A 25,811-nucleotide genomic window follows, 5' to 3' on the forward strand; every position below is an offset into this window, starting at 1 on the left:
GCAGTTTTTACATATGTGAGTGGCGCGATAAACCAACACCTGCTATTCCCGCATGCGCTCAAACGGATCCAATCAACTTTCAAATTAATCTAGTAATTCCTTAAGATAAAAATTCTTATTCTCTAAAAACCTGCGTGTAATCTGATAATGCTCAGTATCTTCGTATTTAATCAATTCAATTGGAGACACATTAAAATTATAAATTTCGGCGTTCGGGTAGCCGAGGAGAATGGGGGAATGTGTCGCAATGATAATTTGTGCACTCTTTTGTAGCTCGTGGATAATGTTCAAGAACGCCAGTTGTCTTTGAGGGGAAAGTGCTGCCTCAGGTTCATCCAAAAGATATATTCCCTTTTGTCCAAAGCGATGTGTAAAAAGAGATATAAAGGATTCCCCATGTGATTGCTCATGTAGCGATTTCCCACCATAATAATGATAAACTCTACGATCTTCTTTCGCTAATTCATCTAAATGCGAAGCAAAATTATAGAAAGACTCTGCCCTAAGGAAAAAGCCATTGTTTATTTTAGGCATCCAAGACAGTCTAATAAAATCACCCAATTTTGCCTCTGATGAAACTAGTTCATATAGGTTATTTCGACTTCCCCCAGCCGTATTGAAGCCGCATTGATACGCAATAGCTTCCAGCAATGTGGATTTACCAGAACCATTTTCCCCGACGAAAAATGTCACGTTTTTGTTTAGTGCAATATTATCAAAGTGTTTAATGGCGGGCACATTGAATGGGTATTTATCGGGGGCATTGATTTTTTCATTCAATTTAATAATCTCCCGTAAGAACATGTAACCCCCCCTTGTAGTAATTTTAACTCATTTTAATTATTTGTTCCGTCTACTTGACGGGGTGCACTTCAATTTTCTGGCAGCCTCGTTGGTGTTGTTTATTCAGCTATCGTTCTGCATACGTTCAATTAAACTTTCTGCGCTCGCGATCCAACTGTTCATGTAGCGTCATCAGGCTTTCGGTCACGGATTGATGAGCTGTGTCGATGACAATATGATCTCGGTCCCAAACATCGTACTGTCGGGTCTTGACCTCATCCCACGTGGGTAGATCCAAGCCGGGAATATCGGTTACACGCGTAGCGATTCGATGCCTGTGTTCACGTTCGTCCGAGCAAACCACTTCGATTTCCATAAATGGAATTTCGAGAGCCCTCGCCACGTCGCACCAGGCCTGGCGCGTTTCATGAATGGGATTTACTGTATCTGCTATCACGTCAAGGCCCAACCGCAGATTCTGCGACGCAATCTCGTAACACACGATGTAACCCGCAGGTCCGTCAACCCAGGTCCCAGCAACCCGCATAGCCTGCTCCACGACGTCGACCCGCAGGTAGGTGGCCCGCAATTCTCTGGCCAAAGCTGCTGATAACGTGGACTTCCCGGTACCTGGCAACCCGCTAAAGATATAGAGCATTGAGCTCGCCTCCTTCACAGTTCATCGGCAATATCAATAAACTCCTGGTGCATTCCCAAATCAATCTTTACAATCATAGATAGCAACTCCTTTTTTTAGCAATCAATGGTTACTTCAATAGCCTTTCTCTACCCATTTGGGGTATTGACAGAATTCATCAAATTGATAAATAACCACAAGAAAAAAAGTGGAATAAGACAAGCAATTGCTATTATTAATACGCTAAACTTGCTTAACTTCTTTTTCATACTAGTTGCTGTGACACTATTGTTTTTAGTTCAACTAAGTCATTTATCACTATATCAGCCTGACACAGTTCATCTTCTTGTGCAAAATCAAAATTACATCCTATTGCAACTAAACCATTATCTTTAGCCGCATTTATATCCGAAAGGCGGTCCCCGACTACTGCTCCTTTAGTAATACCGTACTTTTCAACAATAGTCTTAACTAAATCTGATTTATTCAACGATCCAATCTGTTGGATACTGAATGTTTCAGTAACCCAATTATCCAAATTATAATAATTAACAACCGCTGTTAAATACTCCGTTAAGCCATTGCTTGCGATGTAAATTGAACAATTATTCACCTTCAAATAATTGAGAACTTCCTTCACATTAGGATATAAAGCACCCTTACCACTTCTTATATTTTCAATTAATCTTGCTAGAAAATAAAGATCAGTTCGCTTTCTTACTTCAATGGAATGATTAGGCAACAACGCTTCCCATACTTTTGGTAAAGGTACACCCATAATTTCACGGTATTTATCAATAGGTGTTTCTTTATCCCATTCATTTAGCGACCTCAAATCATTAAAGGCATCTTCGAGTGATATGTCTAAAATCTTATTGGTTTGAAAAAGTGTACCATCCATGTCAAAGATAAGTGATTGAACCATTTACTGCCTCCTGTTATAATCTCCGATAACATAATATGTTTTTCCTCATTTTACTTATTATGTACCAGGGTATATAGTTGCGTAGTTCAACTTTTTTTCCAACCTCATCTAAATAATTTCATATTCAAATACTCCGCAAAATTCTACTTCCAACTTAAGTTCCAATAATGTTGTAATGACCATACTGTGGCAAACAACAATTACCTTTGATTTATCAAGATATCTATCCAACACATTGATTACTCGTTTTAGCACACTCTCCTTCGATTCCCATAGTTTGCTCTCACCTGGTGGATAAACTCCGTTATGCTTCGTATAATCCTTCATTAGTTCTTGTATTTCGTTTATTCCTGGTGCCTGAAAATTATCGGGAGTCCACTCATGTAAATCAAATTCAACTTTCAAAGGCAAACCGATGTTCCTTTTTATATATGCGGCCGTTTGTAAAGAACGGGTGTATGGTGACGAAAGAATCAAATCACAATTTTCCAAATGCTTATGATTGTATATTACTTGTTCCGCTTGGCGAACTCCGAAGCCTGTTAGTGGGACAAAATCCCTTAAAGCACCTTGTAAATTACGTTCATCCTTGAAAGCCCAATTGGGTTCCCCGTGTCGGATTAAATAAAATACAGTCAGATAAATCTCCCCTTAAACCATAATTGTTTTTTCTCTAGCGTCTCCCTTTAGCTGAACGAACAACACTTTTAATTGTGCTTGATATACCCGAAAAACGTCACATCAACATGATGGAGAATATCTGAAATAGCATTGCCCAGCCTGTACTGATTGATAGCTTCATTATTTGAAAGAATAATACAAATATCTTCATCGTGTGGCTGACTTGGATAATGCTGTAGAAGTCCCACAATCCAGATATTTCTTAATAAATGCTTCGGGCGGACCAAGGGGCGACGACAGTCGACCTGCCGCGTGAGTATAATGCCAGGTGAAAGTCAGCCGTTCGTCGAATTGCATTCATAATGTGTTGTTTGTTCTCTCTAAAATAATGTCTATTATTTCAGTTGTCTTTAAGTGATCCGTAATTATATGCTCTTGATAAATATCCTTCCTAAAAGCTTCGACACATTTAGCTGTCTGTTGGAATGACCATCCTCCCACAGTGTCACCACGCTTGACTAATCTGTTAAAAATGGTGTCCTCTGAAGCTATTAAACAAAAATGATACAGCTCGTCATCTAATTCTTTAAATCCATTGTAAATGTAATTGAAGTTTTCCTCTTTATATATGGTCATGGGCACAATTAAGTGTTTTTGATACTTCTTCTTTACCTCTCCTGCCGCCTTTACGGTCAAGATTTTCCACAGTTCAATGTCCTGGAAATCATCAGTTTGTTCATGGATGTTCCTTACTTCCTCCGATATTATCTTTCTAATCATAAGTCCAATTTCTTCAGGATCAAATATCATGCTATTTGCAACTGATGGTTGTAGCATTTGGGCTGTGGAAGTCTTACCAGAACCAAACGCCCCATTTAACATGATAATCATGTGATCACTCCTGGTGTCCCTAGATTTTGGCCGCCGCAATTAATAGGAACATCGGGCGGCGGATTTCTTCTTGCCAGGCAGGATTTTTATCCAGCATGTCTTGGTTCGGCTGAAGTTCGGAAAGTTTCGTAATTCTAAAGCCGGAATCAATTAATGCATTAACATAGGTGGCGACAGTACGATGGTATTTGATTACATCATTATCCAGAAATCTAGCCTGTCGTGGACCTTCACTATGGTAGTTATCGACGGGCCAATGCAGTTTCTCGCCTTCCGGGCCGTAGTACCAGTCTTGTGCAGCGAGCGCGGTGAAGATTGGATGTTCAACCGAGAGCACGAAAGTCCCCCCTAGTACAAGGCAGTGATAAACTTTACGACAGATGGTATCGAATCGTTCTACATAATGGAACGCAAGAGAACTTATCACCACATCGAATTCTCCTTCGGCAAAGTCGATGTCTTCGATCGCCAGACGCCGATACTCTATTTGTGGATCTTCGGTCATAGCTTTAGCACGTTCTAACATATTTTTCGAGATGTCTATACCCACTACCGACCGTGCTTGACGTTGACGCGCATAGCGACAATGCCAACCAAAACCGCAGCCAAGGTCAAGTACCTTTTTATCACGCAATTCAGGGAGCAACGCACGAAAGGCGGGCGATTCCCCCGCAGCCTCCAGTCCCCCAAGCGAGCGAGGCATCCGACTATATTTATGAAAGAATCCTGGATCGTCATATTTGTTCTGTTTCATGATAACCGCACCCTCTATGCAGATTTTGTTATTTTCTCAAGATCCCTAATCTGCATTTTATCTTTAAACCACAAATAGTATCTAGTGTTAATACAATTTTAATTAAACAATCCGGCCCGTTAGCCATCCATGCAGCGCAAAATCAGAGCTCCACCACAGAGAATGAAAATTAGATATATCGTTTCTACGGCTGGAGAGGAAGGTCGATGGCTATGGTGCGATTAGAGCCCATCCGTTAGTCTGGCTCCAACGACCACGGTGCACCATTGAATGTTGCTCCCTTGTGGGACGCACTCATGGTAGGTTAATCCTATTTGGTGTTGCAGCAGTCTCCATTCAATGACGGCGGCAGAAGGGAATGCTGGACATGGATATACTTGCCATGGAGAGCACAAGCATATACTGGAAGCCTATTGTTAATCTACTCGAAGCTGAGGACATTGAGTTTCTAGTCGTACATGCCCAGCATATGAAAGCAGTGTCTGGACGTAAAACCGATGTTAAAGATGCGGAATGGAACTGCCAACACGCACAATCGTATGTTTTAGGCGGCTTACCGATGTCAGGCACAGCCTGCAATTATACGCTAATAGACCGCCGACTCGGAACTACTATTTATTGGCTGGATTACAAGTTCTCAGCAGTTAAATAAAATAACGGCGAGCCCCGGTCACTCGGGATGCTCGCCGTTTTTTACTTTGGTTCAGAGTACTGCCTGGGGGTTGGTTAATGGATCGACTCTGGTAGATTTCTTCATCACGGATGAAGTAATCGTAGAATTCCCCGGGATCATCTTTGAAACCCGTTAGCCTTAAATTGCCACAGACAAGATCGATCAAATAGAAGGATTGCGAAACCACACCCATCAGTGCAAATTTCAACGCATAATAAGGAATTTCGCTGTTAAGCGCCTTGTCATTGATTTCTAATCCAATAAAATATACTCCTCCACCTGTACCATCTGGCAAAAATCTAAAATAATGAAATGAATGAAACAAAAATACAGCACCAGTTAGACAAAGCGATATCTGCAGAATTCTTTTTTTTGCCCCAATATAAAGCACTCCCCTAGTTCGATCATACATGGCTAGACGTGCCGAATGATTAAAATGTTGCGTGGCAAACATTTAGAAATTTTATGGTCTGGGCATCAGGGATTCCTTGTAAACTGCCCGTTAACGGAGCAACAAAAAACGGTTGCCGACGCAACCGCCATTTGAACCAGCAAAGGGGATCGCGCGTACGCTAAAGCCGCTTTGAGTTTTTGCAACAGGAATGATGGATAAAGGGATTCCTTTTTAAAGTCGATGACCGTGACTCCCATGATGAATAATCCATGCGGGCATGCTTTCTTTTTACATTTCATTGACAAAAAAATAAATAATAAACGTTATAGTTAAAATATAATAGTGGAGGAGGAGACTATGTCCTATTCAATCTTACTAGCTGAAGATGACCTGTCGATTGCCAAGTTGATGGAAATGACATTAAGCGCGACAGGGTACAACTGTAAAATTGCATCCGATGGCAACTTGGCTATGCGATACAGCGAAGAGGGCAACTATGACCTAGCTCTGTTGGATATCATGCTGCCTGAAATGGATGGCTACCAGCTGCTGGAAGTATTCAAGCGAAAGGATATCCCGGTCATTTTTGTTACGGCTAAGATAAGTGTATTAGACAAAGTGCAAGGCTTACGGCTTGGAGCGGAAGATTATATAACGAAACCTTTTGATATCTTAGAGCTGCTCGCGAGAGTCGAGGTCGCGTTGAGAAGGTCTCATCCTAGCATTTCAGACACATTGACGATCAATGATGTGAGGGTCGATTGCAGCAGCCGAACAGTTTACAATGAAGACCGGCTCATCACCCTAACTCCTAAAGAATATGAGCTGCTTGAATTTTTGTTAACCAACGCGAATATCGCTTTTTCCCGTGAAAGCTTGCTAAACCAGGTCTGGGGTTATGATTATTACGGTAGCACCCGAACGGTGGATACCCACATTTTGAACCTGCGGACCAAGTTAGGGTTATCGAAGCATATTCATACGGTTCATAAAATCGGGTATCGATTGGAGCTTTAACCATGTTATTTCATTTCAGGAGAATGCCGCTATGGATGCGGATCTATCTGATGGTATTCGGGTTGATCGCACTGATGATCCTATTCTTTTCATACAGGATGATTACGGTCTCCAGCGAAGCTGGCATTCAGCGGGAATACGCCGCCTCGCTCGACAGGCATGCTATGTTCTATAACGCTTTAAAGATGTACGCCAGCACCATGGATCAGATCAGTTACAATCCGAATCTGGAGCACAAGATGCTTACCCAAGCCGTGCAGAACTACGGCCTTTATTATACAGATAATAAGAGCCACGTAGCGATGACGAATGAGGCGGGGGAGAAGCTGTACAGCAGCATACTTCCTGATGATGAGCATGCTATGGGACTTACTCCCGCCAAAGACGGAAGACGCAGCTATGTAATTCGAAGTGTAGGCTCGCGTACCGTGCTGTTTGTTTCAGGCTGGGTGGACATAAACGGCAAGTTGTTTCGCCTGGATTTTACGGATAACATAACGAATTTAATTGCCGATCTAAAGTCGTTGGCCCGGCAGATGTCATTATGGCTGTCGGTCGGCATGGTCATGCTGGCTCTGGGGTTATATGTTCTCATCAGACAAGCCCTGCATCCGCTCGCCCAGTTAAGTACACAAGCCCAAGCGATAGCGAAAGGAAGGTATGATCACCGCATAACCGTTAAACGTGATGATGAGATCGGTCAGCTGGCGGTTGACTTTAATCATATGGCGGATGCAATCCAAGCGAATACAGCTCTTCTTCAACGGGCGGTACAAGAAAGAGAGCGCTTCATCGCAAGTCTTGCCCATGAACTGAAAACACCGCTGACGTCTATCATGGGGTATGCCGATTTGCTTCAATATTATCAGTTGGATGAACAAGAGGTCACACAGGCGCTTCAATTCATTCGCAACGAAAGCAAGAGACTTGACGACATTTCAATCAAATTGCTCGAGATGTTTCGGCTTGGAGCAGGACCCGTGCTGAATAAGCAGGTAGTTCCCGTTTTTTCGCTTATGCAGCAAGCGGAGCTCATAACCAAATTGTCGTTGTCCCGAAAACGGCAGCGCTTGGATATAAAGTCTTCCATTACCGAAGTTGCGGTTGATCAGGAACTGTTTTTACTCCTGTTAAGTAATCTGATTGAAAATGCTTCGAGAGCCTCAGACAACGATGCGGTGATTTCGATTCAGGCGTATCCCCGGGAGAGATCTGTTGTTTTTTGTGTGCGGGATAACGGCTGCGGTATTCCAGCTGAACATTTGGACGATGTGCTTCAGCCCTTTTTCATGCTGGACGGTGCAAGGGATGGAAAAAAGAAGGGTCATGGGTTAGGCTTGTCGCTGAGCAAGGCGATTGCCGAAGCGCATGGCGGAAGGCTTGATATGAAAAGCCGGCTTGGGGAAGGAACAACGGTGTATGCTCTGATTCCCAATCAGGAAAATTTGCAAAATGATGACATCCCGCCTATGGAACCATGACAAGATGATGGTACTTTATTCATGTCGAACATCCGGAGGTTCGAACCATTCCATTAATCGGAGGTCATTCATATGCAAAACAACAAAGTGAAAAAGAAGGCTGGCGTACTGTTAAGCCTTGCCGCTCTAGGCGCGTTAGCCATCGTCTCCAGTCATTCACTGGTCAGTTATGCCCAATCCACAATGGACAGCAAAAAGAATGTTGTCATGACGGAAGCACAGCCGCCTAAAGATCTGGTCAGTGAGGAAACAGCAAAACCGGCGACTCAGCCGGAAGTGTCAAATAAGGACACTGGAACGGCCATGGTTTTTCCCGTCGCGATGTCCAAAGAACAAGCGGAGCCTTTTATCCAAGCTGCCAAACAAGCTTTCAAAGCTAAGAACATAGAGCTTCCTGACAGCGGGTACTGGATTAGCAGCAGGTATGTTGATAATAATACGCAAGATGTGCAAATCGATTGGTATCCGAATAGCTTTGATGGTCTCGGACCGGTCAATTTTATTAAGGATAAGGTGTATTTTGTATACTTTACCAATGCCGACCTGAATAAAGGAACGGGCGACGTACAGAATGTTCGTGTTATCGAGAAGGGTGGCTTTCCACGACCTTCCGCCCAGTAGATATCCGGTGTGCGTGGTACAATATAGTCCGATTTCACCCGCGCGTTATATGATGCAGAGAAAAAAACGGCTTCTCCGTGTTCGGAGAAGCCGTTTTTTTATACATTTTTTCTCTTTTTTTGCATGAGATTTTCGAAATATCTTGCATGAAGCGCCTTCTTTTAAGCGTAACAGAAAACTTTCACTGTGTAAGTAAATTCGGTCTTATTTCAGTTGGCTTTGCTTTTCGACACCTAGCGGTTCAAAAGCTTCTATCAGCTTCTGCGCCAATGCGTTGTCCCCGTGCGAAATAAAAGACGAGAACTTTGCCCATTCCATATGATCCGTTCGGGGGGACAGCACGCGCGGTTGGAAATGGGTCGCGTTGTACTGCTCTCCTCTGTGCAACGTTCGAGAAAATGTATATCGTCAAGTTTCCTGATTCGAGTTGGTATAGGTGCCCTTAAGCGCCTTCTCGTTGGAGATCATATGCGCTGCGGGATTCCGCTCTTTTTGAATATTGAATACCTGCTTCACTAAGGGCAGTCAACACGTCGTTTAATGTCAATTCCGCAATCTGTTCCTGAGATGTCTCTGTTTTATTTCCACAAGCACATAAACCAACGACCATAAAAATGAGGATTAATAAAGTTTTGTTCATGCCCATTTTCCTCCTTTTGCACTGGACGTAGTTAAAGGGGGGATGTTGCGTTAATCTGTGGCATGGCTTGGTCAAACATTTTTCCCTAATGCAATCATTCTTAATATGCTTGGACGGCTGGCATTTCCCTTGAATAAATGAAATGAGTCTTATTAAAAACAAATGATTCTTTCTCTTTGCTGAATCCAATCTTTTCAGCGACTCTAACGGATGATGTATTTCTAGGGTCTATAATACTTATCAGCTTCTTTAACCCTAAGTGATCAAATCCATACTCTTTGCAAGCCAAAGCTGCTTCCGTAGCAAACCCCTTCGACCAATAACTTTTATTGATATGGTATCCAATCTAAACTTCAATACTTCCATCTACTGTTTGTTTAACAAGACCGCAATCGCCAATTAATTCACCTGTTTCCTTCAAACAAACAGCCCATAGTCCAAATCCATCGCTCTTGTATCTGTTTTGTTTTTGTTCAATCCAGTCATAAGTTTTTGGTATGCTAAATGGTGCCGGGTAGTATCGCATCGTTTCCTGATCAGAAAAAATTAAATGCAGAGCAGCAAAATCGTCGTTTTTGTACTGTCTTAAAAATAATCTTGGCGTTTCAATAATAAAAATGTGATTCACCAACCTTCAATGAACTCAAGTGTCCATCCACATTAAGAGCAATCCATATATTTCCTGAATTTGAAAATAAGCATCTGATAGAAGAAGTGAGAAAGAAGTTTGACCCGTTGTATGGATTAGTGCCACCACACATAACACTTGTGTTTCCATTTGAAAGTCAGATGCCGACATCAAGGCTTGAAAAACATGTAAGGGATACACTAGTTGGCGTATGCCCATTTCCGATTCACTTGAAAGGGATAACGGCAACACTGGACAACCACTTATTCTTAAACGTAAAGAAGGGAAACGACAATATTATCGAACTGCATGATAGGCTATATTCTGGTCTGCTGCGTGGATTTCTGAACCGCCGACATACTTATACTCCTCACCTAACCGTTGGGAGATTTAATGCTGAGACTGAGCTTCAAACTGCACTTGACAATACAGAGTCATTTGAAGCATGTTTCGATATAGTTGTTACCAAAGTAGCTTCTGAAATTATTCATAGCAATGGAGAGTCAACGATTGAATTTATAGTTTCTTTAGTTAACTCATAGCAGCATTTTTTTTCTAGCTGCATTCTCAGCCGGCACTTTGCTGTGGTTTGCGGGCAGCATAAGATACCTGCAACCATACCGCCATACATAAATCCCTCAGCTTTTTCCCCTGTACTAAACATTCTAACAATGCCTCGGTACACACGATACCCGAGTCCCCGGTACTTTGGATATATTTGGCCTCATACGGAACGTCCAGTCCAGTTTTCTGCGAGGCTAACGGATCGTCAAGTCCACCGTATTAGGCAGCCACTTCAGAGAGCCCGCGGCCGGAAACGATACCCCACCTACGTATGTTCCTCGTGTACCATTCGCCATATTTCCCTACACTCTGCACCGTTTCAATAGGGGATTTACCTTTTTTAATGAATTAGTGAAAGTCCCGTCAAATCGCATAAAACCTGCACTGGTTAACAATTCCTGTTTGAATCAAACCGCGCCGGAGGTATATACAAACCAAGCCTAGATAGCAATGTCCAAGTGCACCTCGCGGGAAATAAAAGTGGAGAGGAGACCAAGCCATGACTGTTCAAAAAAGTACGGATAGTTCCAGCCTGGCAGAACCCATTGACAGAATCCTCGGCAAGGGAATCGTAATTGATGCATTTGTAAGAGTTCGATTGAGTTATTGAAAAGATGAACGAACATGTGAAGAAAGCCGTTAGAGAAGTGGGGAAAGCTGTAATCGAACACGCTCCAGAGCCCGTCAAAGAAAAAGTAAAAGAAGTAGTAGTTGACAAAGCGAAAGAGAAGATCGTCGACCATGTTAGGGATAAGGCAAATGAGCTTACCGAAAACCTGGAGCATGCCAGAGATGGTCTCGCTGATAAGCTGCATCATAAAGCTGGAGAAGCCAAGCAAAAAACCCGGAGTGTGTTACTCTCGGCCCGTGAAAAGTTGAGGACCGTTGTGAAAAATGGGGAGAGGCTTCAAAAAACGGTCTCTTCCGGACAGAAGCATAACGATGACCGCAGAGTAAAGGGCATTGAGCATATCAAAGGCATTAGCAACATAAAAACGTCGAAGGACATTAAGGGGGTCACGAAGATCAAGAGCTATAGCAAATGAAAGGAGAATGCAAAATGGCATCGGTTCAAAAAAGTACGGATAGCTCCAGCCTGGCGGAGGTCATTGACCGCATTTTAGATAAAGGGATTGTGATTGATGCATTTGTTAGGGTCTCGGTTGTCGGTATTGAAATTTTAACAGTGGAAGCAAGAGTGGTTATTGCCAGTGTCGATACATGGCTGCGTTATGCAGAGGCTGTCGGATTACTGAGAGATGACGTTGAACAAAACGGTCTTCCCGAACGGGCAAATGAGCGAAATCAGGCCCGCTTCAGTATCTAGCACAAGAATGCAACGGCAGTGTGGTGTCACCCTGGCCTGTCATGCTGCAGCAGGAGGCCGCGATGGAGATTAAAGAGATCATTGGCAATGTCACAGAGTTCCTCAATGAATTCGTAGCCCCAGTCCACAAAGTCACTGCAGTGGAACCAAGTGATAATAACGGCTGGAAACTTACGGTGGAAGTTGTTGAGGAGAGAGAATATATGAAGAAATACGCGAAGGATGAAATGCTGGGGGTATACGAGGTGTGGCTGGATCAGGATAAAAGCGTGACTTCTTATAAAAGGCGGGATATCCGTTATAGAAGTTCGGTCAAGTATGAAGGGTAGAGATCCTAAAACAGCACACCAGTTTGCCGCACCTCAAAATATCTGCAAGCCGGATAGGAGGCTTTGACCATCAGCGATAAAGAAACGACCGGTATCTACATTTTTTGTGCAATCCAGTCAGAAACAGCTGAAGATTTTGGTGTTATCGAAATCGAAGGCGAAAATAAAGAACTGTTTACTATTCGGTACAAGGATGCCGCTATTGTAGCCGCTGAGGCTCCCATGAAAATTTATCAGCCGAATAAAGACAACTTATCGATGCATCAGAATGCTGTTTCACTTGTGATGAAAAAAAATTCGACTGTAATTCCAGTTAGTTTTGGAAATATTTTTCACTCTAAAGAAGATGTGGGCGTACTGCTGGAAAACTTATATCCGCAATTTGAAAAGCTTTTCCCTGCAATACAAGGAAAGGTGGAGCTCGGATTGAAGGTTATTGGAAAGAAAGCGTGGCTGGAATCAAAGGTCAGCGAGAACTCGAATTTCAAGCAGATGGCTAAAACTGTGCGAGGGAAATCAGAAGCGGCCGCTTACTATGAAAGAATACAATTGGGCGGAGCTGCTAAGCAGCTTATTGACTCTCTGCAGCAGCAAGTGGAGCAGGATATATTCAATCCTCTAAGAGAGTTAGCTGAGGCTTCAACAACCAATGCTCCTATCGGTGAGAAAATGCTCTTAAACGCGGCCTTTTTAGTAGACCGGCAAAACGAGAACAGGTTTGATGAAAAAGTAAATGAGTTGTACGAAAAATGGAAGGATAGGGTCGAGTTCAGCTACACCGGACCTTGGGCGGCCTATAACTTTGTGAACATCAGATTAAAGGTTGAGGATGCCTGATGCTGCATAAATTAGTATCCGCACCGATCAACCTGGTCATAAAAATCGGAGAAAAGGTTAAAGAAGAGGCTGATAAACAGTTGTACGACCTGCCTACCATTCAACAAAAGCTGATTCAGCTTCAGATGATGTATGAGCTCGAAGATATCCCCGAGGACGCCTTCAAAGCCAAGGAAGAACAATTAATGATGCGATATGAAATCGCCAAACGACTGGAATTGGAGCAATGGGAACAGATGACGAAGAAAAAATGAGGACAGTGGAGGATGGGCGGTTTGCTTTATTTATACGGTTTAGTTCCAAGCGAGGAAGTATCGGGACGATCGTTTCCTACGTTAAAAGGCTTCGATGGCAAAGGTGATCTTTTCACGATTCAGATAGAAAATATAACAGCAATCGTCTGTTATCTGGCCGCGGAAAATTACTCGGAAGAAAGTATTAAAGAGCGGATTAATAATGATATGGAATGGCTGCAGGAAAAAGCATTCCACCACCATGAAACGGTGATGCAGCTGTCGAAAATTTTCACAATCATACCTTTGAAGTTTTGTACTTTGTATCATACTCAGGATAGTTTGGAAACGAGTGTTCACTCGAATGAATCAAAAATAGCCGAATCCTTCGCCTTAATAGATGGAACTGAAGAATGGAATTTAAAGATTTACTGTGATGATGCGTTGTTGAAGAAACAAGTCAGCCAGAACAATGACAAAATAGAAGCAAAGAGAGCGGAGATCAACCGGCTTCCAAAGGGCAAACAATTTTTTGCGAAGAAAAAGCTGGATAAATTAATCGAGACTGAGCTGGAAGAAGAAAAAATCAGAGTGAGTGAAACCATACATTTGCATCTGAAAGAGCTTGCCCTTAAAGGAAATGTAAAAAGCACTTGGAGTAATGAAGCGACAGGACGAAAGGATAACATGACCTGGAATGGTGTGTATCTCGTTTCCCAATCGAAAGTAGACAGCTTTTTGGAACAGATCCAGCAGTACGACAAGAATATGAGGGAAAAAGGATGGCAGTTTAAGGCAACCGGGCCATGGCCGGCCTACCATTTTTCTAGCGTTTCATAAGTGAGGACGAGAATATGGCACTAAGAGAATCGATAGAAAAAAAGGATATCGCATTAATAGACATTTTGGATGTGATACTCGATAAGGGAGTTGCTATAAAAGCAGATTTAGTCATTTCCATTGCCGGCGTCGACTTGGTGTATTTAGACTTGCGATTGTTAATTGCTTCTGTAGAATCTCTTGTGCAGGCTCAGCAGGGAAAGCGGAAAGCCGTGTCTTCAGAAGAATTCGATAAACAGAGAGAGGAGTTAATTGATGCAACCGGCCAGCCAGACAAATGGAAAAATTAATTTGGACCCCGACAATGCAGAGCATGGATTAGCACAATTAGTTCTAACTGTTATCGAGCTGCTTAGGCAAATTGTTGAAAGGCATGCGATAAGGCGCGTAGAAGGTGGGACTCTGACAGACGAGCAGATTGAGAATTTAGGTGAGGCGCTAATGAATTTGGAAGAAAAAATGGAAGAATTAAAAGACATTTTCGGGATGACAGACGAAGATTTGAATATTGATCTTGGTCCTTTAGGAAGCTTACTTTGATTCGCTAGCAAGGAGGACTTTAAATGGAGCGTTCCATGGAGTCCAGTACAATTGTGGATGTGCTGGAGAAAATATTAGATAAAGGTGTCGTAATCGCAGGTGATATCACAGTAGGCATTGCTGATGTTGAACTGTTAACTATCAAAATCCGCCTCATAGTGGCTTCTATAGATAAGGCAAAGGAGATTGGCATGGACTGGTGGGAAACAGATCCGTATTTAACCTCTCACGCACAAAATAGCACTGTAAAAGCCCTGGAAGAAGAAAATAAGAGGCTGCAGGAGAGGCTTGAATCTCTTGAGACCAGCATGTCGCCAAACCGCTTAAATTCCACCGATATTAACTATTAATAGGAGGTTTTCACAATGGAAAAAGCACAAGAACTTCAAAATCAGACAGAGGTAACGGAAAATAATCAAGGATCAATGAGCAGTGCAGTTACGCTTTCAATTGCAGGCGGCTTAATTGGAGCTGCAGCTGGATACCTCGCAACTTCTGAGAATAGAAAGAAAGTCATGGCGAAGATCGGTACGAGAAAACTAAAAAGTGCAGGATTAGGCTTAGGTCAATCGCTAAAAGATAAGTCAGTGAAAACAGTCGAGTCTCTTAAAAACTCAGCTGGAAAGGTATTCAATAAAAAAGCAGACGTTTCCTTAGAAGGGTATTCTAATGAGCAAGAACAATCCCCAGGAAACGAGACCAGCCTATCTGTAGTAAATGGTGACAAACCGGAAAAAAATAATGAGCGGGAACAAAGCGGCGAGCAGAAAAATGATAATGTGCAGAAAGAGAATCGAGAGACCAACAGTGTTGACGCTCGATTAGATAGATTGGAAGCGATGATCGCACAGCTAATTCATGAAAAAAACGGTGAAAACCAAAAGAAACATCAGGGTAACGAACTTTCCAGAGCGCCAGAAAGTGAGGATAACTCCCAGGGCGAAGGAGAAGAGAATGAAGTAGATGGTGAAGATAGCGGCGAAGATCATAGCAATGAGAAAAGCTCGAACGATCGCTCCGCATCACAGTCGATAGCGGCAGCTAAGGAGAAGGAGAATTCTGATGAGGAGAGTGACGGGTCCTATCTGAAGTGAGACGGAATTTAGAAAGGAGACGTCACCGTGAGTATTGGTTACACAATGAAAGACAGCGTTCTTGAGTTTTTTGTCCAAGCAGCTAATAAACATGACTTCTCTTTAGATATTACTTTAAACGTCAAAGGTGCTGTTGTTTCCGGAACGATGATCTCCGCTAAGGAATATTTCAGCACACTAAGTGAAGCATTCGAAGATGGAAACGACATTGCTCAGTTTCTAAGTGAACAACTTGGAAGCGCTGGACAAGCTGCGCAGGCGAATGACGCTGAAGCAAATTTTATCCATATGAAAGAGACCAAGGTATATTGTGGCGACAGCAAACCTACACCTTCCAAGGGTAAAATTCTCTGGCGGGGCAAACTAAGTGAAATAGATGGTTTCTTTCTAGGGAAAATTCATGAGAGCAGTGATCACTAGGAACACAAAAGGTGCTTAACAACACAAAAGGACTGCCATCGGCAGTCCTTTTCATATTAGAAGGAACCAAAACGCAATAGTGCTGCCCAGATCGGGCGTTTCTTGTCGGTCTGATGACGGGCGGAACGTGGCGGGCGGACAGTTTCCTGCGCGTCCGACAAAGGCAAGGGCGTGATGTTATGAGCAACCGGTATTTCTAGAGCTGCGGCGGCCTGTTGCAGCACCTGTGCCTGCACTGCCGCAGCTGCTTCACGTTGAGCGTGCACCTGCGCTGCCGCCGCGTGCTGCTGCACCTGCGCTGCCGCCGCGTGCTGCTGCGCCTGTACTTGCACGTCCGCTGGCGCCGCGTGCTGTTGCGCCTGTGGTTGCACGTCCGCTGGCGCCGCGTGCTGTTGCAGCTGCGCTTGCAGGTCCGCCGCCGCCGCGTGCTGCTGCGCCTGTACTTGCACGTGTGCTGCCGTCGCGTGCTGTTGCAGCTGCGCTTGCACGTCTGGCGCCGCGTGCTGTTGCACCTGCGCTTGCACATCGGCTGGCGCCGCGTGCTGTTGCGCCTGTGGTTGCACATCCACTGACGTCGCCTGATGCTGTACCTGCACATCCAGTGCCATAGCTGCTGCGTGCTGAGCCTGCGCTTCCTCTATCGAGACTGCTGCGGCTGCTGATTGCTGTATTTGCTGCACATCATACAGCTGCTGCTCCAACCGGCACACCCGATCTGCCAGTACATTGTTTTCGTTGTACAAATCATCTATTAATTCGCTCAAATACTTCATCGTCAGTTTCGGCTTCTTTAGCTGTTGGGATTGCTCCTCCGGCTCTGTACGGCTGAACGGCATCATCGGCACAAATTGTTCACGGGTAGTTTCAGTTTCCAACGTAGGGCCTCCTCGTAACTAAATTTCAACTTTGGTTGGTGAATCGGTGCGTACGGTCGCTTGTGTTCTTTTTCATAGTTTCATAGTATAGAAGTGTGCCCAAAGAAGCTGTCGAAGCCTGTTGTCAAAAGCAGGGAACAATTTGCGCATCGGCAAATAAATCCGACTTTGTTCGATCACCAACCAATGCCCGGTTTATAGTAGCGTTTAGCAGGCCTAAGCTGATGGATGAAACCATCGCACCGTTATAAGAGTATTAACTAAAAGAAACACAATAATTAAAATCGAAGGAGGAACCCTAAATGCGCGTACGAGTATTACTGGTGGTTCTTGCAGTATTCCTATTGCCTGGATGTTCATTGCTGGATAGCGTGAGCAATTCGTTGAACTACGTAGAAGAGGCCACGACCTATATCAACGACGCTTCACAGTTTGCGGAGCAGCTGCCGGGCCTTGCCGAACAAGCGGTGACCGATCCTCAGGCCAGGGAACAGCTAAAGACGGAGCTGGAAAATATGCGAACCCAAATTGCTAACTTCAACCAACTGGAGGCGCCCGCGATCGCACAGGACATTCACCAAAAACTGGTGGAGTACAATGAAAAGCTAATGACGGCGATCGACGGATATATGGCAAAGATCAACAACGGGGTGTTCGATATCCAAGCTCTGAAAGATTCTCAGATACTGCAAACCGTCGAGCAAATCACGCAAATCCTGAACCAGCTGCAAAATTTAGGCTAATAAAACGCCAACAAACACTGAGAACCAAAAGAACACAACAACATCCCGAACCACGTTTTCTTCAGTGGGACGGGATGTTCTTGTATAGGCGCCATACGCGACAAAGATTTTGCTGCCCGCGCCTCAGAGTCAATCCTGTTAATGCCCCAAACGTCGATCTGCCCATTTGTTGCAGCAACTTCACCGCCAGCATAAACCCATGCCACCCCTCCTCCGCGCCCAGCGTGAGTTGTCACCCGGATTTAGGATGATGGCAGATAGTCCGAAAGGCAACAGTACTCTATGCAGCAGTAAGTACGAACCGCCACCTAATGGTCATCCACTCTGACAACCCCGTCCCTGCAGACAATCCCGTCCCTGTAGACAGTCTCTCCCTATATATAGAAGAAACAGCGACAGCACCGTGATACGTTTGATCCCCTACCGCTCCTTGCACTCCATCATTCTGTACAATAAACAATATTTCCGCCTGCACTTTTTATGAATATATCAATCAGCCGCCGGGCCGTTAGATCTATAGGCAAGATTTGGATTGACACTTTAACAGGTAATTTGTTACATTCTTCATTATTACATTTTATTTTATTACATTTTTTTTAAGAGGGAGTTGCAGTATGAAACAGAGAAAGGTATTAGGAACGGTACTTTCCGCAGTGTTGGGCGTATCGCTGCTTGCGGGCTGTGGTGCTCAACCTGCGTCGGATAACGGAGCAGGCGCGTCGGGCGGACAAGCTGAGCAGGTGGCAAAAATAGGTTACATAGGCTTTATTTCCGGAAGCGGCGCGGCGTACGGCGAAGCTCAAAAGCAGGGCTTGGAACTGGCTCAAGCAGAGCTTAACGAGGCAAACAAGGGGAAACTCAAGATTGAACTGATCGTCGAGGATTCGGGCGGCAAGAAGGAGAGCGCTATCAACGCTGCCAACAAGCTGATTAATCAAGATAACGTAGTCGGCATCATCGGACCTACCTTGTCCGGCGAGATGTTCGCGATCGGACCGGTGGCAAGCGAGGCGGAAACCCCAATTTTCGCAATCTCCAACACGGCTGAAGGCATTAACGAAATCGGCGAATATGTATTCCGCAATTCATTGCCGGAATCCGTGGCGATTCCAGCTGCGATGGAAGTAGCGATACAGAAGCACGGCATTAAGAAAGCGGCATTTATCTATGCGAAAAATGACGACTTCTCCGTCTCCGGCTTCAAGACAATGAAAGAGACAGCAGAAAAAATGGGATTGACCAACCTGGGCGAAGAATCCTTCTCTAACGGAGACGTGGATTTCGCCGCACAATTAACCAAGATCAAGGCAACCAACCCGGATGCGCTGTTCGTCTCAGCGTTATACAAGGAAGGTTCCCTCGTGGTGAAAAAAGCCCGTGAAATCGGCCTCAACGTGCCGATCATCGGTGGCAACGGCTTTAATAATCCACAGGTACTGGAAGTTGCCGGTCCAGCAGCTGAAGGTCTGGTGGTAGCCACACCGTTCAGCCCGGAAAAGAAAGATGAACACGTACAGAAGTTCGTAAAAAGCTTTGAAGCGAAATACAACAAGAAGCCGGATCAGTTTGCCGCTCAGGCATACGATGGCTTGTACACTGTCGCTCAATCGCTGCTGAAGACAGGCAAAGCCGAAGACCGTCAAGCGCTGCGCGATGAGTTGGCCCAGTTGAAAGACTTCAATGGCGTATCCGGCAAGCTCTCCTTCGATGAAAAGCGGAATCCGATCGGAGAGCCGGTAGTGGTGATGGTGAAAGAAGGCAAGTTTATTCCGTTCGAATAATGGATAACCGCATTTGTTTAGCTAAAACAGTTGCCCGGGTGCTTCCTGCCCGGGTTACTGTTTTAGTAAACCCAAGAAGGCATTAGGAGGAAAAAAGAATGATTTGGCAGCAGCTTTTCAACGGCCTGACCGTCGGAAGCACTTACTCATTGATCGCTATCGGCTATACGCTGATTTTCGGTGTGCTGCGTATTATTAATATGGCGCACGGTCAAATATTTATTTTCGGCTCGCTTGTGGGCTTAAGCGTCACAGTTAACTCCGGATTACCTATCGGTGTTGCATTTCCCGTTGCAGTCATCATATCCGCTCTGCTGGGCCTGGGACTTGAGTTCGCCGCCCTGCGTCCGCTCAGGAAAAAGAATGTACCGCATTTGGCTTCACTCATCAGCACCATCGGCTTTGCTATATTGATGGAAGAGCTGACGCACGTGTTTTTCGGTGCGGATTCTCGGCCGGTGCCGGCAGTTGGCGCGACGGTTCTACAGCTTGGACCGATACAAATGCGCACTGCTGATCTAATTATTATCGGTACTTCACTGTGTTTGATGGTGGTTTTGCACTACTGGATTCAAAAAACCAAAATGGGTAAGGCGCTCAGAGCGACTGCGGAAAACGTCGAAACTGCGGGAATTCTTGGCATCAACACGAACGCTGTGATCATTATGACAGTGATGATCGCATCCGGCTTAGGCGGTATCGCAGGCATGCTGATCGGCGTAGCCTATTCCGCATTGATCCCCACGATGGGGCTCACGCTTGGCTTCAAAGGGCTCGCAGCTCTGATTCTCGGCGGGGTAGGGAGCATTCCCGGCGCGATGGTCTGCGGTGTTATTATCGGCATGTCAGAAGTTTTGGCCGTTGCTTACGGAGATTCCTCCTACCGGGATGCCGTCGCCTTCGGCATGATCATTATCATCCTTCTCGTGAGGCCGCAGGGTCTGTTCGGGCAGAAGGCGTAAGGGGGATCAGGAGTAATGGACTTGTTAAATCCTTATACGCTGCAGGTGCTCACGTTTTTGTTTCTGAATTTGATTTTAGCCATAAGTATTTATATTACTCTATCTACCGGGCAGCTTTCGCTTGGACATGCAGGGTTTATGAGTATCGGCGCCTATACCACCGCCATAGCCACCAAATCGGCGGACATGCCGCTTGCTATTGCGTTGATCGTAGCGGTGGTTCTCACAGGTGTCATCGCGCTGATTATCGGGTATCCAACACTGCGGCTTCACGGGCTGTATTTGGCCATCGCCACCCTCGGATTTGGAGAAGTGGTCCGCGTAATCATGCTCAATCTGCCCATAACGAACGGAGCACTCGGCTTGACCGGTTTAAAATCGATCGGAACCCGGCTGTACGATCTGGAGAAGATAATCGGTATTAACGCCGCCGATTGGGGTATTTCCGTTTCGCAAATGAAAGCCCTATCCACGCTGCTCGCCATGGTGGTGCTGGTCGTCGTTATTTTGCTCTGTCAGATCCGGCTGGAGCGTTCGAGAGTCGGCCGTGCATTCAGCGCGATTAAAGCGGACGAGACGGCTGCCCGTGCAATGGGAATCAATATAACCTACTATAAAATGCTTGCTTATTTGATAGGCTCCATGATGGCGGGGCTTGGCGGCGGATTGTACGCGCATATTACGACGAGCATCACGCCCGACGATTTTAACTACCATCGCGTGGTCGAAATTTTATCGTTCGCTGTCATCGGCGGTTCGGAAATTATCATAGGCCCGCTGTTCGGCGCAGCGCTGTTGACGGGACTGCCTGAGTTCTTGCGCGTGCTGGCCGAATACAAAATGATTTTCTACGGAATCCTGCTCATCGCTGTGATGGCTTTCCGTCCGCATGGATTGATTACGGCGAGCACATTCACGGTCTGGAAGCAGCGTAAGAGCAGAAACCAAGATGAGATTAAGACTTCCGATAAGGAGGCTCTGTAGCATGCTGTTGGAATTAAAGCAAATCGGCAAAACATTCGGCGGGATTAAGGCGCTGACGGACGTTAACTTTACGTTGGACGAAGGGCAGATACTCGGTTTGATCGGCCCGAATGGGGCTGGAAAAACAACCATTTTCAATATGATTACCGGCATTTTTGCTCCGACCACGGGCAGCATTACATTCGGAAGAACGAATCTGGTTCAGATGGCTCCCCATAAAATCACGGGGCTGGGCATCGCCAGGACATTTCAGAACATACGCCTGTTCGGGCATATGAGTGCTTTGGAAAACGTGAAGGTCGGCATGCATCCGGTGACCGCATCCGGCTTTTGGTCATCCCTGCTGCGGTTGCCGGGGCAAAAAAGGGAAGAAGCTCGCGTGCTGGAGCGAGCTCTGCAGCTGCTCGAATTTGTGGGCTTAGCGGAATTCGCCGACGTACGTTCGGATTCCCTTGCGTACGGTCAACAGCGCAGGTTGGAAATCGCACGTGCGCTCGCGACCAGTCCGAAACTGCTGCTGCTGGATGAACCGGCTGCCGGAATGATCGAAGCGGAGACTCAAGATCTGATGGAGCTGATCCGCAAAATTCGTGATCAAGGCACGACGGTACTGCTTGTGGAGCACGATATGCCGTTGGTAATGAATTTGTGCGACAAAGTGGTGTGCATCAATTTCGGTGTCAAAATCGCCGAAGGAGAGCCATCGGAAATTCAGAACCATCCTGATGTGATCGAAGCCTACCTCGGGAAGGAGGATGAGTAATGCTGACCATCGATAACCTCGAAACGTACTATGGAAACATACGGGCATTGAAGGGTATTTCCCTTGAAGTTCCCGAGGGTAACATTGTAGCCTTGATTGGCGCTAACGGCGCCGGAAAAACGACGACAATGAAGACAGTCGCCGGCCTGCTCACCCCGCGCAGCGGATCCGTTACTTTGAGCGGAAAACAAGTGCAAGGCATGAAACCGCACCGACTGGTGAAGGAAGGATTGGCATTGGTGCCGGAAGGCCGGCAAGTGCTCGCGCCAATGACGGTCCTTGAAAATTTGGAGCTCGGTGCATATCAACGAAGTGATTCAAAAGGGATTGAACAGGACATGGAAAAGATGTTTGCGTGGTTTCCGATCCTGAAAGAGCGGGTCAATCAGCTGGCGGGCACAATGTCGGGAGGTCAACAGCAGATGCTTGCGATCGCCCGCGCTCTGATGTCCCGGCCGAAGCTGCTGCTGCTTGATGAGCCTTCGATGGGCCTCGCTCCGATTGTCGTGTCGGATATTTTCAAGGTCATACAGCAGATCAATCGGGAAGGCACGACCGTGCTGATCGTGGAGCAAAACGTGAGACAAGTGCTGAAAATCGCGGATTACGGCTACGTTCTGGAGTCCGGCCAAATTGTGCTTAGCGGCAGCGCGCAGGATCTATTGCACAGTGACAGGGTGAAGGAAGCTTATCTTGGCGGTAAAAAGCACGCATGATGATGGGTGCGTGGACAGAGCTGTACAAGCAGTCATGAATTTAAAAATACCTCATCAGGGACAGGCAGAACAAATCTGCCTATTCTCCTATAAATACACCAGAGTTTGAATTGTTAGGGTACTCTATAGGATCTGTTCTTAGTTCAGTAATCAGTATTCTGGCGACAGCGGTAAGTGCTGGTGTAGACGCAGGTGCGGTCTCCATTCACGTTTGAAACAATGGATAGACCGCTTTAAAGGTGTGGCTACGAAATATCTTGATAATTACCTTGCTTGGCTCTTATTTTGTCGATAGTCGTAGTAACGAAAGCACTAAACAGCATATAAAAGAATTTCTATTAACATCATTTGTATTTGCAACGACAGACACATATGACAGTTTACGACTGTCAAAATACAATGTGTAATACTCAGTCAATTGACTGGTAAGTTTAGTTTGAATAAGAATTTCAAAATCTTATTGCAATGAAAATGTTAAGCAATGTAACATTTAATTAGTTATTTAACTAAAAGTGTTATAAAGGAGCCTTTTAATGTTAGAAATTATTACATTTAGAGATGCAAGTATTGAGGATTTACCAATTATTGTGGACATTTATAATTCGACTGTTCCAAGCAGAATGGTAACTGCTGACACTGAACCTGTATCTATAAACGATAGATTAGACTGGTTTAATGAACATAATCCTTACCAAAGACCTTTGTGGGTTGTAGAGTATGGAGGCGAAATCTGTGGTTGGGTAAGTCTTCAATCTTTCTATGGAAGACCAGCTTATAATGCAACTGCCGAAATAAGTATTTATCTTCATGAAGATTTTAGAGGTAGGGGGCTGGGGAAAAAGATTTTAAACAAAGTTATAGAGGAATGTCCTAAGTTTGAAATTGATACCTTACTTGGATTCATCTTTGGACACAATGAGTCCAGTATTGGACTATTTTTAAGTTCTGGTTTTGAGAAATGGGCTCATTTGCCAGAAGTCGCTAAATTAGATGGAATTAAGAGAGATTTGATTATTCTCGGCAAAAAGATATCTTAACTTGAAGAATTAAAGTTGAGGAAACCCCAATAAATAGAGTTTCCTTAAATTTTTGTACAAATTATCAACAGTAAAATATAACACAGCCTAGAGAAAAAATGTGAGGAGCTTATTACTATTATTTTAGTGTATAGGGGGATTACAATTGCCTACGCTCATAGTATTCTTTATCATTATAGTTTTATGCATATTTGTCGGATTAGCAGGCTTATTTGCATATAAAAAACAAAAGAGTATTCTTGGCCGAGTAATAGGCGGTACAGCAGTTATTTTTGGTATTATATGTTTAATAATTGCGTCTCTTTACTATTTTTTAGATTAAACTATATGAAAAAGAGCATTGTCTGTTTGCCAAGCATCCGTCCATTCGGGTAGCCTATAGCAATGTTCTCTTAGCTTCCGACCGCATTACAGCCGTCCTCACAGGGAATGCTAACGGTGCAAGTGTGCGGCTAAGAAGCTCAGAGAGGGGTAACGGCTATGCAGCAGTCAATGACTGTGAAAGAGGCGATGGAATCGCGCCACAGTGTCCGGAAGTTCGTCCAGGAGCCTGTGGTAAAGGAAGGTTTGCAGGAAATTATCAATCAAGCCAGACTCGCGCCGAGCGCATGGAATCTTCAGCCATGGCGATTTCATGTTGTAACGGATCCCGAGATGAAAGCCAAGCTGCAGGATGCCGCGTACGGCCAGCAGCAGGTCACTTCCGCGCCCGCGGTCATTATGGTTGCCAGTGACATGGAAGATGTAGTCGCCAACTTGAAGCAGACGGTACACCCGGGGCTGTCGGAGGAGAAAAAACAGGAGGAAGTAGCGAATCTGGCCGCCTTCTTTGGGGGAATGACCGTCGAAGAAAGAGGACAGTGGGGCTTGGCCCAAACCAATATTGCGCTCGGATTTTTACTACTGGCTGCCCAAGGCGCGGGCTACTCTACAGTGCCCATGCTCGGATTTGATCCTATCAAAGTCCGCGACATTTTAGGCTTACCGGACCATGTCAAATTTGCGGCAATGGTGCCGATTGGACACAAAGATACGGAAGGTTACCCGCACCATCGCCACAGTGTAAACGAAATTGCCTTTTTTCATTAAGTCCCACCCCCGCGAGGATGAAACAACTCGAGATTGCTCCCCTTCGAGGATCTAACAACGCGCGCAAGGCTGCCTCTGGCAGCCTTCAGGCTGTCGAGAAACTCTCGACAACCCTTTTTTATGTACAATTTATTTAACGCGACACCGCATTAATATGGTATAATGTGGGTAACTCTAAGAAACGGGTGGTGTCGTGATGCTACGCTCGAATCGAGAAAAACAGCAAAGTTATGGATTAAACACCAAACTTAAATCACCGCCTGCGCGCGCTTTACGCCCAATAATTCCGGACAACGCTTGCCCCCTACGTATTACCGCGGCTGCTGGCACGTAGTTAGCCGGGGCTTTCTTCTCAGGTACCGTCACCTTAAGGGCAGTTACGTCAGGTAAATTCTGACCCGCACGAATGGCGTAACGACTTGGGCGCTGTCTCAACGAGAGATCCGGTGAAATTTTAATACCTGTGAAGATGCAGGTTACCTTCATCACTCACGCGGCGTTGCTCCGTCAGACTTGCGTCCATTGCGGAAGATTCCCTACTGCTGCCTCCCGTAGGAGTCTGGGCCGTGTCTCAGTCCCAGTGTGGCCGATCACCCTCTCAGGTCGGCTACG

The 25,811-nt window shown here is 45.2% G+C and carries 32 protein-coding genes, 1 rRNA gene and 4 pseudogenes; 26 read left to right on the plus strand and 11 right to left on the minus strand.

Annotated elements, in window-relative coordinates:
- Positions 1 to 84 precede the first annotated feature (84 nt).
- The 6 genes from CBW46_RS17280 to CBW46_RS17310 all read right to left on the minus strand — a co-directional run bounded on the left by CBW46_RS17280 (position 85) and on the right by CBW46_RS17310 (position 4,611).
- Entirely contained in the window at positions 85 to 804 is a 720-nt protein-coding gene (locus tag CBW46_RS17280; RefSeq protein ID WP_089201234.1) for an AAA family ATPase, read from the minus strand.
- 124 nt (positions 805 to 928) lie between these two features.
- Complete coding sequence (locus tag CBW46_RS17285; RefSeq protein WP_089201235.1) at positions 929 to 1,441, minus strand: P-loop nucleotide/nucleoside kinase family protein; 513 nt, start codon at positions 1,439 to 1,441, stop codon at positions 929 to 931.
- Positions 1,442 to 1,685: 244 nt separating this feature from the next.
- Positions 1,686 to 2,345: an HAD family hydrolase gene (locus tag CBW46_RS17295; protein ID WP_089201236.1), complete on the minus strand. Its 660-nt coding sequence runs from the start codon at positions 2,343 to 2,345 to the stop codon at positions 1,686 to 1,688.
- 108 nt (positions 2,346 to 2,453) lie between these two features.
- Positions 2,454 to 2,990, minus strand: a complete 537-nt coding sequence (locus CBW46_RS17300; protein ID WP_089201237.1) for a histidine phosphatase family protein — start codon at positions 2,988 to 2,990, stop codon at positions 2,454 to 2,456.
- A gap of 333 nt (positions 2,991 to 3,323) precedes the next feature.
- Positions 3,324 to 3,857, minus strand: a complete 534-nt coding sequence (locus tag CBW46_RS17305; protein WP_089201238.1) for an AAA family ATPase — start codon at positions 3,855 to 3,857, stop codon at positions 3,324 to 3,326.
- 19 nt (positions 3,858 to 3,876) lie between these two features.
- Positions 3,877 to 4,611, minus strand: a complete 735-nt coding sequence (locus CBW46_RS17310) for a class I SAM-dependent methyltransferase (protein WP_089201239.1) — start codon at positions 4,609 to 4,611, stop codon at positions 3,877 to 3,879.
- Between the two features lie 376 nt (positions 4,612 to 4,987).
- Between CBW46_RS17310 and CBW46_RS17315 the strand changes: the two are divergent.
- Positions 4,988 to 5,128 (plus strand): annotated as a pseudogene (locus tag CBW46_RS17315) (IS110 family transposase); the annotation flags it as partial.
- Positions 5,129 to 5,255: 127 nt separating this feature from the next.
- Here the strand turns inward: CBW46_RS17315 and CBW46_RS17320 are convergent.
- Positions 5,256 to 5,675 carry a hypothetical protein gene (locus CBW46_RS17320; protein ID WP_165842362.1) on the minus strand — a complete coding sequence of 140 codons (420 nt, stop codon included), beginning with the start codon at positions 5,673 to 5,675 and terminating at the stop codon, positions 5,256 to 5,258.
- Positions 5,676 to 6,035: 360 nt separating this feature from the next.
- Here CBW46_RS17320 and CBW46_RS17325 point away from each other — a divergent pair, with 360 nt between their 5' ends.
- The 3 genes from CBW46_RS17325 to CBW46_RS17335 all read left to right on the plus strand — a co-directional run bounded on the left by CBW46_RS17325 (position 6,036) and on the right by CBW46_RS17335 (position 8,797).
- Entirely contained in the window at positions 6,036 to 6,695 is a 660-nt protein-coding gene (locus CBW46_RS17325) for a response regulator transcription factor (RefSeq protein WP_089201241.1), read from the plus strand.
- Positions 6,696 to 6,730: 35 nt separating this feature from the next.
- The gene (locus tag CBW46_RS17330) at positions 6,731 to 8,176 is read left to right on the plus strand and encodes a sensor histidine kinase (protein WP_243633374.1); all 1,446 of its coding nucleotides are present in this window, start codon (positions 6,731 to 6,733) and stop codon (positions 8,174 to 8,176) included.
- 72 nt (positions 8,177 to 8,248) lie between these two features.
- Complete coding sequence (locus CBW46_RS17335) at positions 8,249 to 8,797, plus strand: hypothetical protein (RefSeq protein WP_089201243.1); 549 nt, start codon at positions 8,249 to 8,251, stop codon at positions 8,795 to 8,797.
- A 442-nt stretch (positions 8,798 to 9,239) separates the two neighbouring features.
- Here CBW46_RS17335 and CBW46_RS17340 read toward each other — a convergent pair whose 3' ends face one another.
- Together CBW46_RS17340 and CBW46_RS17345 are read right to left on the minus strand one after the other, a co-directional pair.
- Positions 9,240 to 9,437: a hypothetical protein gene (locus CBW46_RS17340; protein ID WP_089201244.1), complete on the minus strand. Its 198-nt coding sequence runs from the start codon at positions 9,435 to 9,437 to the stop codon at positions 9,240 to 9,242.
- Positions 9,438 to 9,537: 100 nt separating this feature from the next.
- Positions 9,538 to 10,056: pseudogene (locus CBW46_RS17345) on the minus strand (GNAT family N-acetyltransferase).
- A gap of 86 nt (positions 10,057 to 10,142) precedes the next feature.
- On the opposite strand from CBW46_RS17345, the gene CBW46_RS22375 reads away from it, so the two are divergent.
- From CBW46_RS22375 to gvpU, 13 genes and pseudogenes are all read left to right on the plus strand, one after another.
- Positions 10,143 to 10,607 carry a 2'-5' RNA ligase family protein gene (locus CBW46_RS22375; RefSeq protein ID WP_424446679.1) on the plus strand — a complete coding sequence of 155 codons (465 nt, stop codon included), beginning with the start codon at positions 10,143 to 10,145 and terminating at the stop codon, positions 10,605 to 10,607.
- 521 nt (positions 10,608 to 11,128) lie between these two features.
- A pseudogene (gvpJ, locus tag CBW46_RS17355) lies at positions 11,129 to 11,224 on the plus strand (gas vesicle protein GvpJ); the annotation flags it as partial.
- A 19-nt stretch (positions 11,225 to 11,243) separates the two neighbouring features.
- Complete coding sequence (gene gvpQ, locus CBW46_RS17360; RefSeq protein ID WP_089201246.1) at positions 11,244 to 11,675, plus strand: gas vesicle protein GvpQ; 432 nt, start codon at positions 11,244 to 11,246, stop codon at positions 11,673 to 11,675.
- A gap of 14 nt (positions 11,676 to 11,689) precedes the next feature.
- Entirely contained in the window at positions 11,690 to 11,956 is a 267-nt protein-coding gene (gene gvpA / locus CBW46_RS17365; RefSeq protein ID WP_089201247.1) for a gas vesicle structural protein GvpA, read from the plus strand.
- Positions 11,957 to 12,018: 62 nt separating this feature from the next.
- A complete protein-coding gene (gvpO, locus tag CBW46_RS17370; protein ID WP_089201248.1) occupies positions 12,019 to 12,285 on the plus strand; it encodes a gas vesicle protein GvpO in 267 nt (88 codons plus the stop codon).
- Positions 12,286 to 12,354: 69 nt separating this feature from the next.
- Positions 12,355 to 13,122, plus strand: a complete 768-nt coding sequence (locus CBW46_RS17375; protein ID WP_089201276.1) for a GvpL/GvpF family gas vesicle protein — start codon at positions 12,355 to 12,357, stop codon at positions 13,120 to 13,122.
- On the plus strand, positions 13,122 to 13,376 hold the full coding sequence (locus tag CBW46_RS17380; protein WP_089201249.1) for a gas vesicle protein GvpG: 255 nt from the start codon (positions 13,122 to 13,124) through the stop codon (positions 13,374 to 13,376). Before CBW46_RS17375 ends, CBW46_RS17380 begins: the two co-directional genes overlap by 1 nt.
- Positions 13,377 to 13,388: 12 nt before the next feature.
- On the plus strand, positions 13,389 to 14,195 hold the full coding sequence (locus CBW46_RS17385; RefSeq protein ID WP_089201250.1) for a GvpL/GvpF family gas vesicle protein: 807 nt from the start codon (positions 13,389 to 13,391) through the stop codon (positions 14,193 to 14,195).
- Between the two features lie 14 nt (positions 14,196 to 14,209).
- Positions 14,210 to 14,485 (plus strand): gas vesicle protein, encoded by a 276-nt coding sequence (locus tag CBW46_RS17390; RefSeq protein WP_089201251.1) that lies wholly within the window; start codon positions 14,210 to 14,212, stop codon positions 14,483 to 14,485.
- Complete coding sequence (locus CBW46_RS17395; protein ID WP_089201252.1) at positions 14,451 to 14,735, plus strand: gas vesicle protein K; 285 nt, start codon at positions 14,451 to 14,453, stop codon at positions 14,733 to 14,735. The genes CBW46_RS17390 and CBW46_RS17395 overlap by 35 nt, the downstream gene beginning before the upstream one ends.
- Positions 14,736 to 14,758: 23 nt before the next feature.
- Positions 14,759 to 15,085: a gas vesicle protein gene (locus CBW46_RS17400; RefSeq protein WP_089201253.1), complete on the plus strand. Its 327-nt coding sequence runs from the start codon at positions 14,759 to 14,761 to the stop codon at positions 15,083 to 15,085.
- Positions 15,086 to 15,100: 15 nt separating this feature from the next.
- Positions 15,101 to 15,829: a GvpT/GvpP family gas vesicle accessory protein gene (gene gvpT / locus CBW46_RS17405; protein WP_089201254.1), complete on the plus strand. Its 729-nt coding sequence runs from the start codon at positions 15,101 to 15,103 to the stop codon at positions 15,827 to 15,829.
- Between the two features lie 27 nt (positions 15,830 to 15,856).
- Positions 15,857 to 16,249: a gas vesicle accessory protein GvpU gene (gvpU, locus tag CBW46_RS17410; protein ID WP_243633375.1), complete on the plus strand. Its 393-nt coding sequence runs from the start codon at positions 15,857 to 15,859 to the stop codon at positions 16,247 to 16,249.
- Positions 16,250 to 16,305: 56 nt separating this feature from the next.
- Here gvpU and CBW46_RS17415 read toward each other — a convergent pair whose 3' ends face one another.
- Positions 16,306 to 17,124, minus strand: coding sequence for a hypothetical protein (locus CBW46_RS17415; RefSeq protein ID WP_089201255.1), 819 nt, complete (start codon positions 17,122 to 17,124; stop codon positions 16,306 to 16,308).
- Positions 17,125 to 17,426: 302 nt separating this feature from the next.
- Here CBW46_RS17415 and CBW46_RS17420 point away from each other — a divergent pair, with 302 nt between their 5' ends.
- From CBW46_RS17420 to CBW46_RS17465, 9 genes and pseudogenes are all read left to right on the plus strand, one after another.
- Positions 17,427 to 17,867 (plus strand): DUF6376 family protein, encoded by a 441-nt coding sequence (locus tag CBW46_RS17420; protein WP_089201256.1) that lies wholly within the window; start codon positions 17,427 to 17,429, stop codon positions 17,865 to 17,867.
- 614 nt (positions 17,868 to 18,481) lie between these two features.
- Entirely contained in the window at positions 18,482 to 19,648 is a 1,167-nt protein-coding gene (locus CBW46_RS17430; RefSeq protein WP_089201258.1) for an ABC transporter substrate-binding protein, read from the plus strand.
- 98 nt (positions 19,649 to 19,746) lie between these two features.
- On the plus strand, positions 19,747 to 20,610 hold the full coding sequence (locus tag CBW46_RS17435; RefSeq protein WP_089201259.1) for a branched-chain amino acid ABC transporter permease: 864 nt from the start codon (positions 19,747 to 19,749) through the stop codon (positions 20,608 to 20,610).
- A gap of 15 nt (positions 20,611 to 20,625) precedes the next feature.
- On the plus strand, positions 20,626 to 21,594 hold the full coding sequence (locus tag CBW46_RS17440; protein WP_089201260.1) for a branched-chain amino acid ABC transporter permease: 969 nt from the start codon (positions 20,626 to 20,628) through the stop codon (positions 21,592 to 21,594).
- Between the two features lies 1 nt (position 21,595).
- A complete protein-coding gene (locus CBW46_RS17445) occupies positions 21,596 to 22,357 on the plus strand; it encodes an ABC transporter ATP-binding protein (protein ID WP_089201261.1) in 762 nt (253 codons plus the stop codon).
- Positions 22,357 to 23,073 carry an ABC transporter ATP-binding protein gene (locus CBW46_RS17450; RefSeq protein ID WP_089201262.1) on the plus strand — a complete coding sequence of 239 codons (717 nt, stop codon included), beginning with the start codon at positions 22,357 to 22,359 and terminating at the stop codon, positions 23,071 to 23,073. The genes CBW46_RS17445 and CBW46_RS17450 overlap by 1 nt, the downstream gene beginning before the upstream one ends.
- A gap of 196 nt (positions 23,074 to 23,269) precedes the next feature.
- Positions 23,270 to 23,480, plus strand: a pseudogene (locus CBW46_RS17455) (IS1595 family transposase); the annotation flags it as partial.
- A gap of 126 nt (positions 23,481 to 23,606) precedes the next feature.
- Positions 23,607 to 24,110, plus strand: coding sequence for a GNAT family N-acetyltransferase (locus CBW46_RS17460; RefSeq protein WP_089201263.1), 504 nt, complete (start codon positions 23,607 to 23,609; stop codon positions 24,108 to 24,110).
- Between the two features lie 480 nt (positions 24,111 to 24,590).
- Positions 24,591 to 25,199 (plus strand): nitroreductase family protein, encoded by a 609-nt coding sequence (locus CBW46_RS17465; RefSeq protein ID WP_089201264.1) that lies wholly within the window; start codon positions 24,591 to 24,593, stop codon positions 25,197 to 25,199.
- A gap of 44 nt (positions 25,200 to 25,243) precedes the next feature.
- Here the strand turns inward: CBW46_RS17465 and CBW46_RS17470 are convergent.
- Positions 25,244 to 25,811 (minus strand): 16S ribosomal RNA (locus CBW46_RS17470); the annotation flags it as partial.

Origin of the sequence: Paenibacillus xerothermodurans (genome assembly GCF_002220865.2) — a bacterium.
GTDB lineage: Bacteria > Bacillota > Bacilli > Paenibacillales > NBRC-103111 > Paenibacillus_S > Paenibacillus_S xerothermodurans.

Bases quoted from the DNA above. Each gene is read 5' to 3' on its own strand.
- CBW46_RS17280 (WP_089201234.1), bottom strand. From the start codon at position 804: ATGTTCTTACGGGAGATTATTAAATTGAATGAAAAAATCAATGCCCCC.
- CBW46_RS17285 (WP_089201235.1), bottom strand. From the start codon at position 1,441: ATGCTCTATATCTTTAGCGGGTTGCCAGGTACCGGGAAGTCCACGTTA.
- CBW46_RS17295 (WP_089201236.1), bottom strand. From the start codon at position 2,345: ATGGTTCAATCACTTATCTTTGACATGGATGGTACACTTTTTCAAACC.
- CBW46_RS17305 (WP_089201238.1), bottom strand. From the start codon at position 3,857: ATGATTATCATGTTAAATGGGGCGTTTGGTTCTGGTAAGACTTCCACA.
- CBW46_RS17310 (WP_089201239.1), bottom strand. From the start codon at position 4,611: ATGAAACAGAACAAATATGACGATCCAGGATTCTTTCATAAATATAGT.
- CBW46_RS17325 (WP_089201241.1), top strand. From the start codon at position 6,036: ATGTCCTATTCAATCTTACTAGCTGAAGATGACCTGTCGATTGCCAAG.
- CBW46_RS17330 (WP_243633374.1), top strand. From the start codon at position 6,731: ATGCGGATCTATCTGATGGTATTCGGGTTGATCGCACTGATGATCCTA.
- CBW46_RS17335 (WP_089201243.1), top strand. From the start codon at position 8,249: ATGCAAAACAACAAAGTGAAAAAGAAGGCTGGCGTACTGTTAAGCCTT.
- CBW46_RS17340 (WP_089201244.1), bottom strand. From the start codon at position 9,437: ATGAACAAAACTTTATTAATCCTCATTTTTATGGTCGTTGGTTTATGT.
- gvpQ (WP_089201246.1), top strand. From the start codon at position 11,244: ATGAACGAACATGTGAAGAAAGCCGTTAGAGAAGTGGGGAAAGCTGTA.
- gvpA (WP_089201247.1), top strand. From the start codon at position 11,690: ATGGCATCGGTTCAAAAAAGTACGGATAGCTCCAGCCTGGCGGAGGTC.
- gvpO (WP_089201248.1), top strand. From the start codon at position 12,019: ATGGAGATTAAAGAGATCATTGGCAATGTCACAGAGTTCCTCAATGAA.
- CBW46_RS17380 (WP_089201249.1), top strand. From the start codon at position 13,122: ATGCTGCATAAATTAGTATCCGCACCGATCAACCTGGTCATAAAAATC.
- CBW46_RS17385 (WP_089201250.1), top strand. From the start codon at position 13,389: ATGGGCGGTTTGCTTTATTTATACGGTTTAGTTCCAAGCGAGGAAGTA.
- CBW46_RS17390 (WP_089201251.1), top strand. From the start codon at position 14,210: ATGGCACTAAGAGAATCGATAGAAAAAAAGGATATCGCATTAATAGAC.
- CBW46_RS17395 (WP_089201252.1), top strand. From the start codon at position 14,451: ATGCAACCGGCCAGCCAGACAAATGGAAAAATTAATTTGGACCCCGAC.
- CBW46_RS17400 (WP_089201253.1), top strand. From the start codon at position 14,759: ATGGAGCGTTCCATGGAGTCCAGTACAATTGTGGATGTGCTGGAGAAA.
- gvpT (WP_089201254.1), top strand. From the start codon at position 15,101: ATGGAAAAAGCACAAGAACTTCAAAATCAGACAGAGGTAACGGAAAAT.
- CBW46_RS17420 (WP_089201256.1), top strand. From the start codon at position 17,427: ATGCGCGTACGAGTATTACTGGTGGTTCTTGCAGTATTCCTATTGCCT.
- CBW46_RS17430 (WP_089201258.1), top strand. From the start codon at position 18,482: ATGAAACAGAGAAAGGTATTAGGAACGGTACTTTCCGCAGTGTTGGGC.
- CBW46_RS17435 (WP_089201259.1), top strand. From the start codon at position 19,747: ATGATTTGGCAGCAGCTTTTCAACGGCCTGACCGTCGGAAGCACTTAC.
- CBW46_RS17440 (WP_089201260.1), top strand. From the start codon at position 20,626: ATGGACTTGTTAAATCCTTATACGCTGCAGGTGCTCACGTTTTTGTTT.
- CBW46_RS17445 (WP_089201261.1), top strand. From the start codon at position 21,596: ATGCTGTTGGAATTAAAGCAAATCGGCAAAACATTCGGCGGGATTAAG.
- CBW46_RS17450 (WP_089201262.1), top strand. From the start codon at position 22,357: ATGCTGACCATCGATAACCTCGAAACGTACTATGGAAACATACGGGCA.
- CBW46_RS17460 (WP_089201263.1), top strand. From the start codon at position 23,607: ATGTTAGAAATTATTACATTTAGAGATGCAAGTATTGAGGATTTACCA.
- CBW46_RS17465 (WP_089201264.1), top strand. From the start codon at position 24,591: ATGCAGCAGTCAATGACTGTGAAAGAGGCGATGGAATCGCGCCACAGT.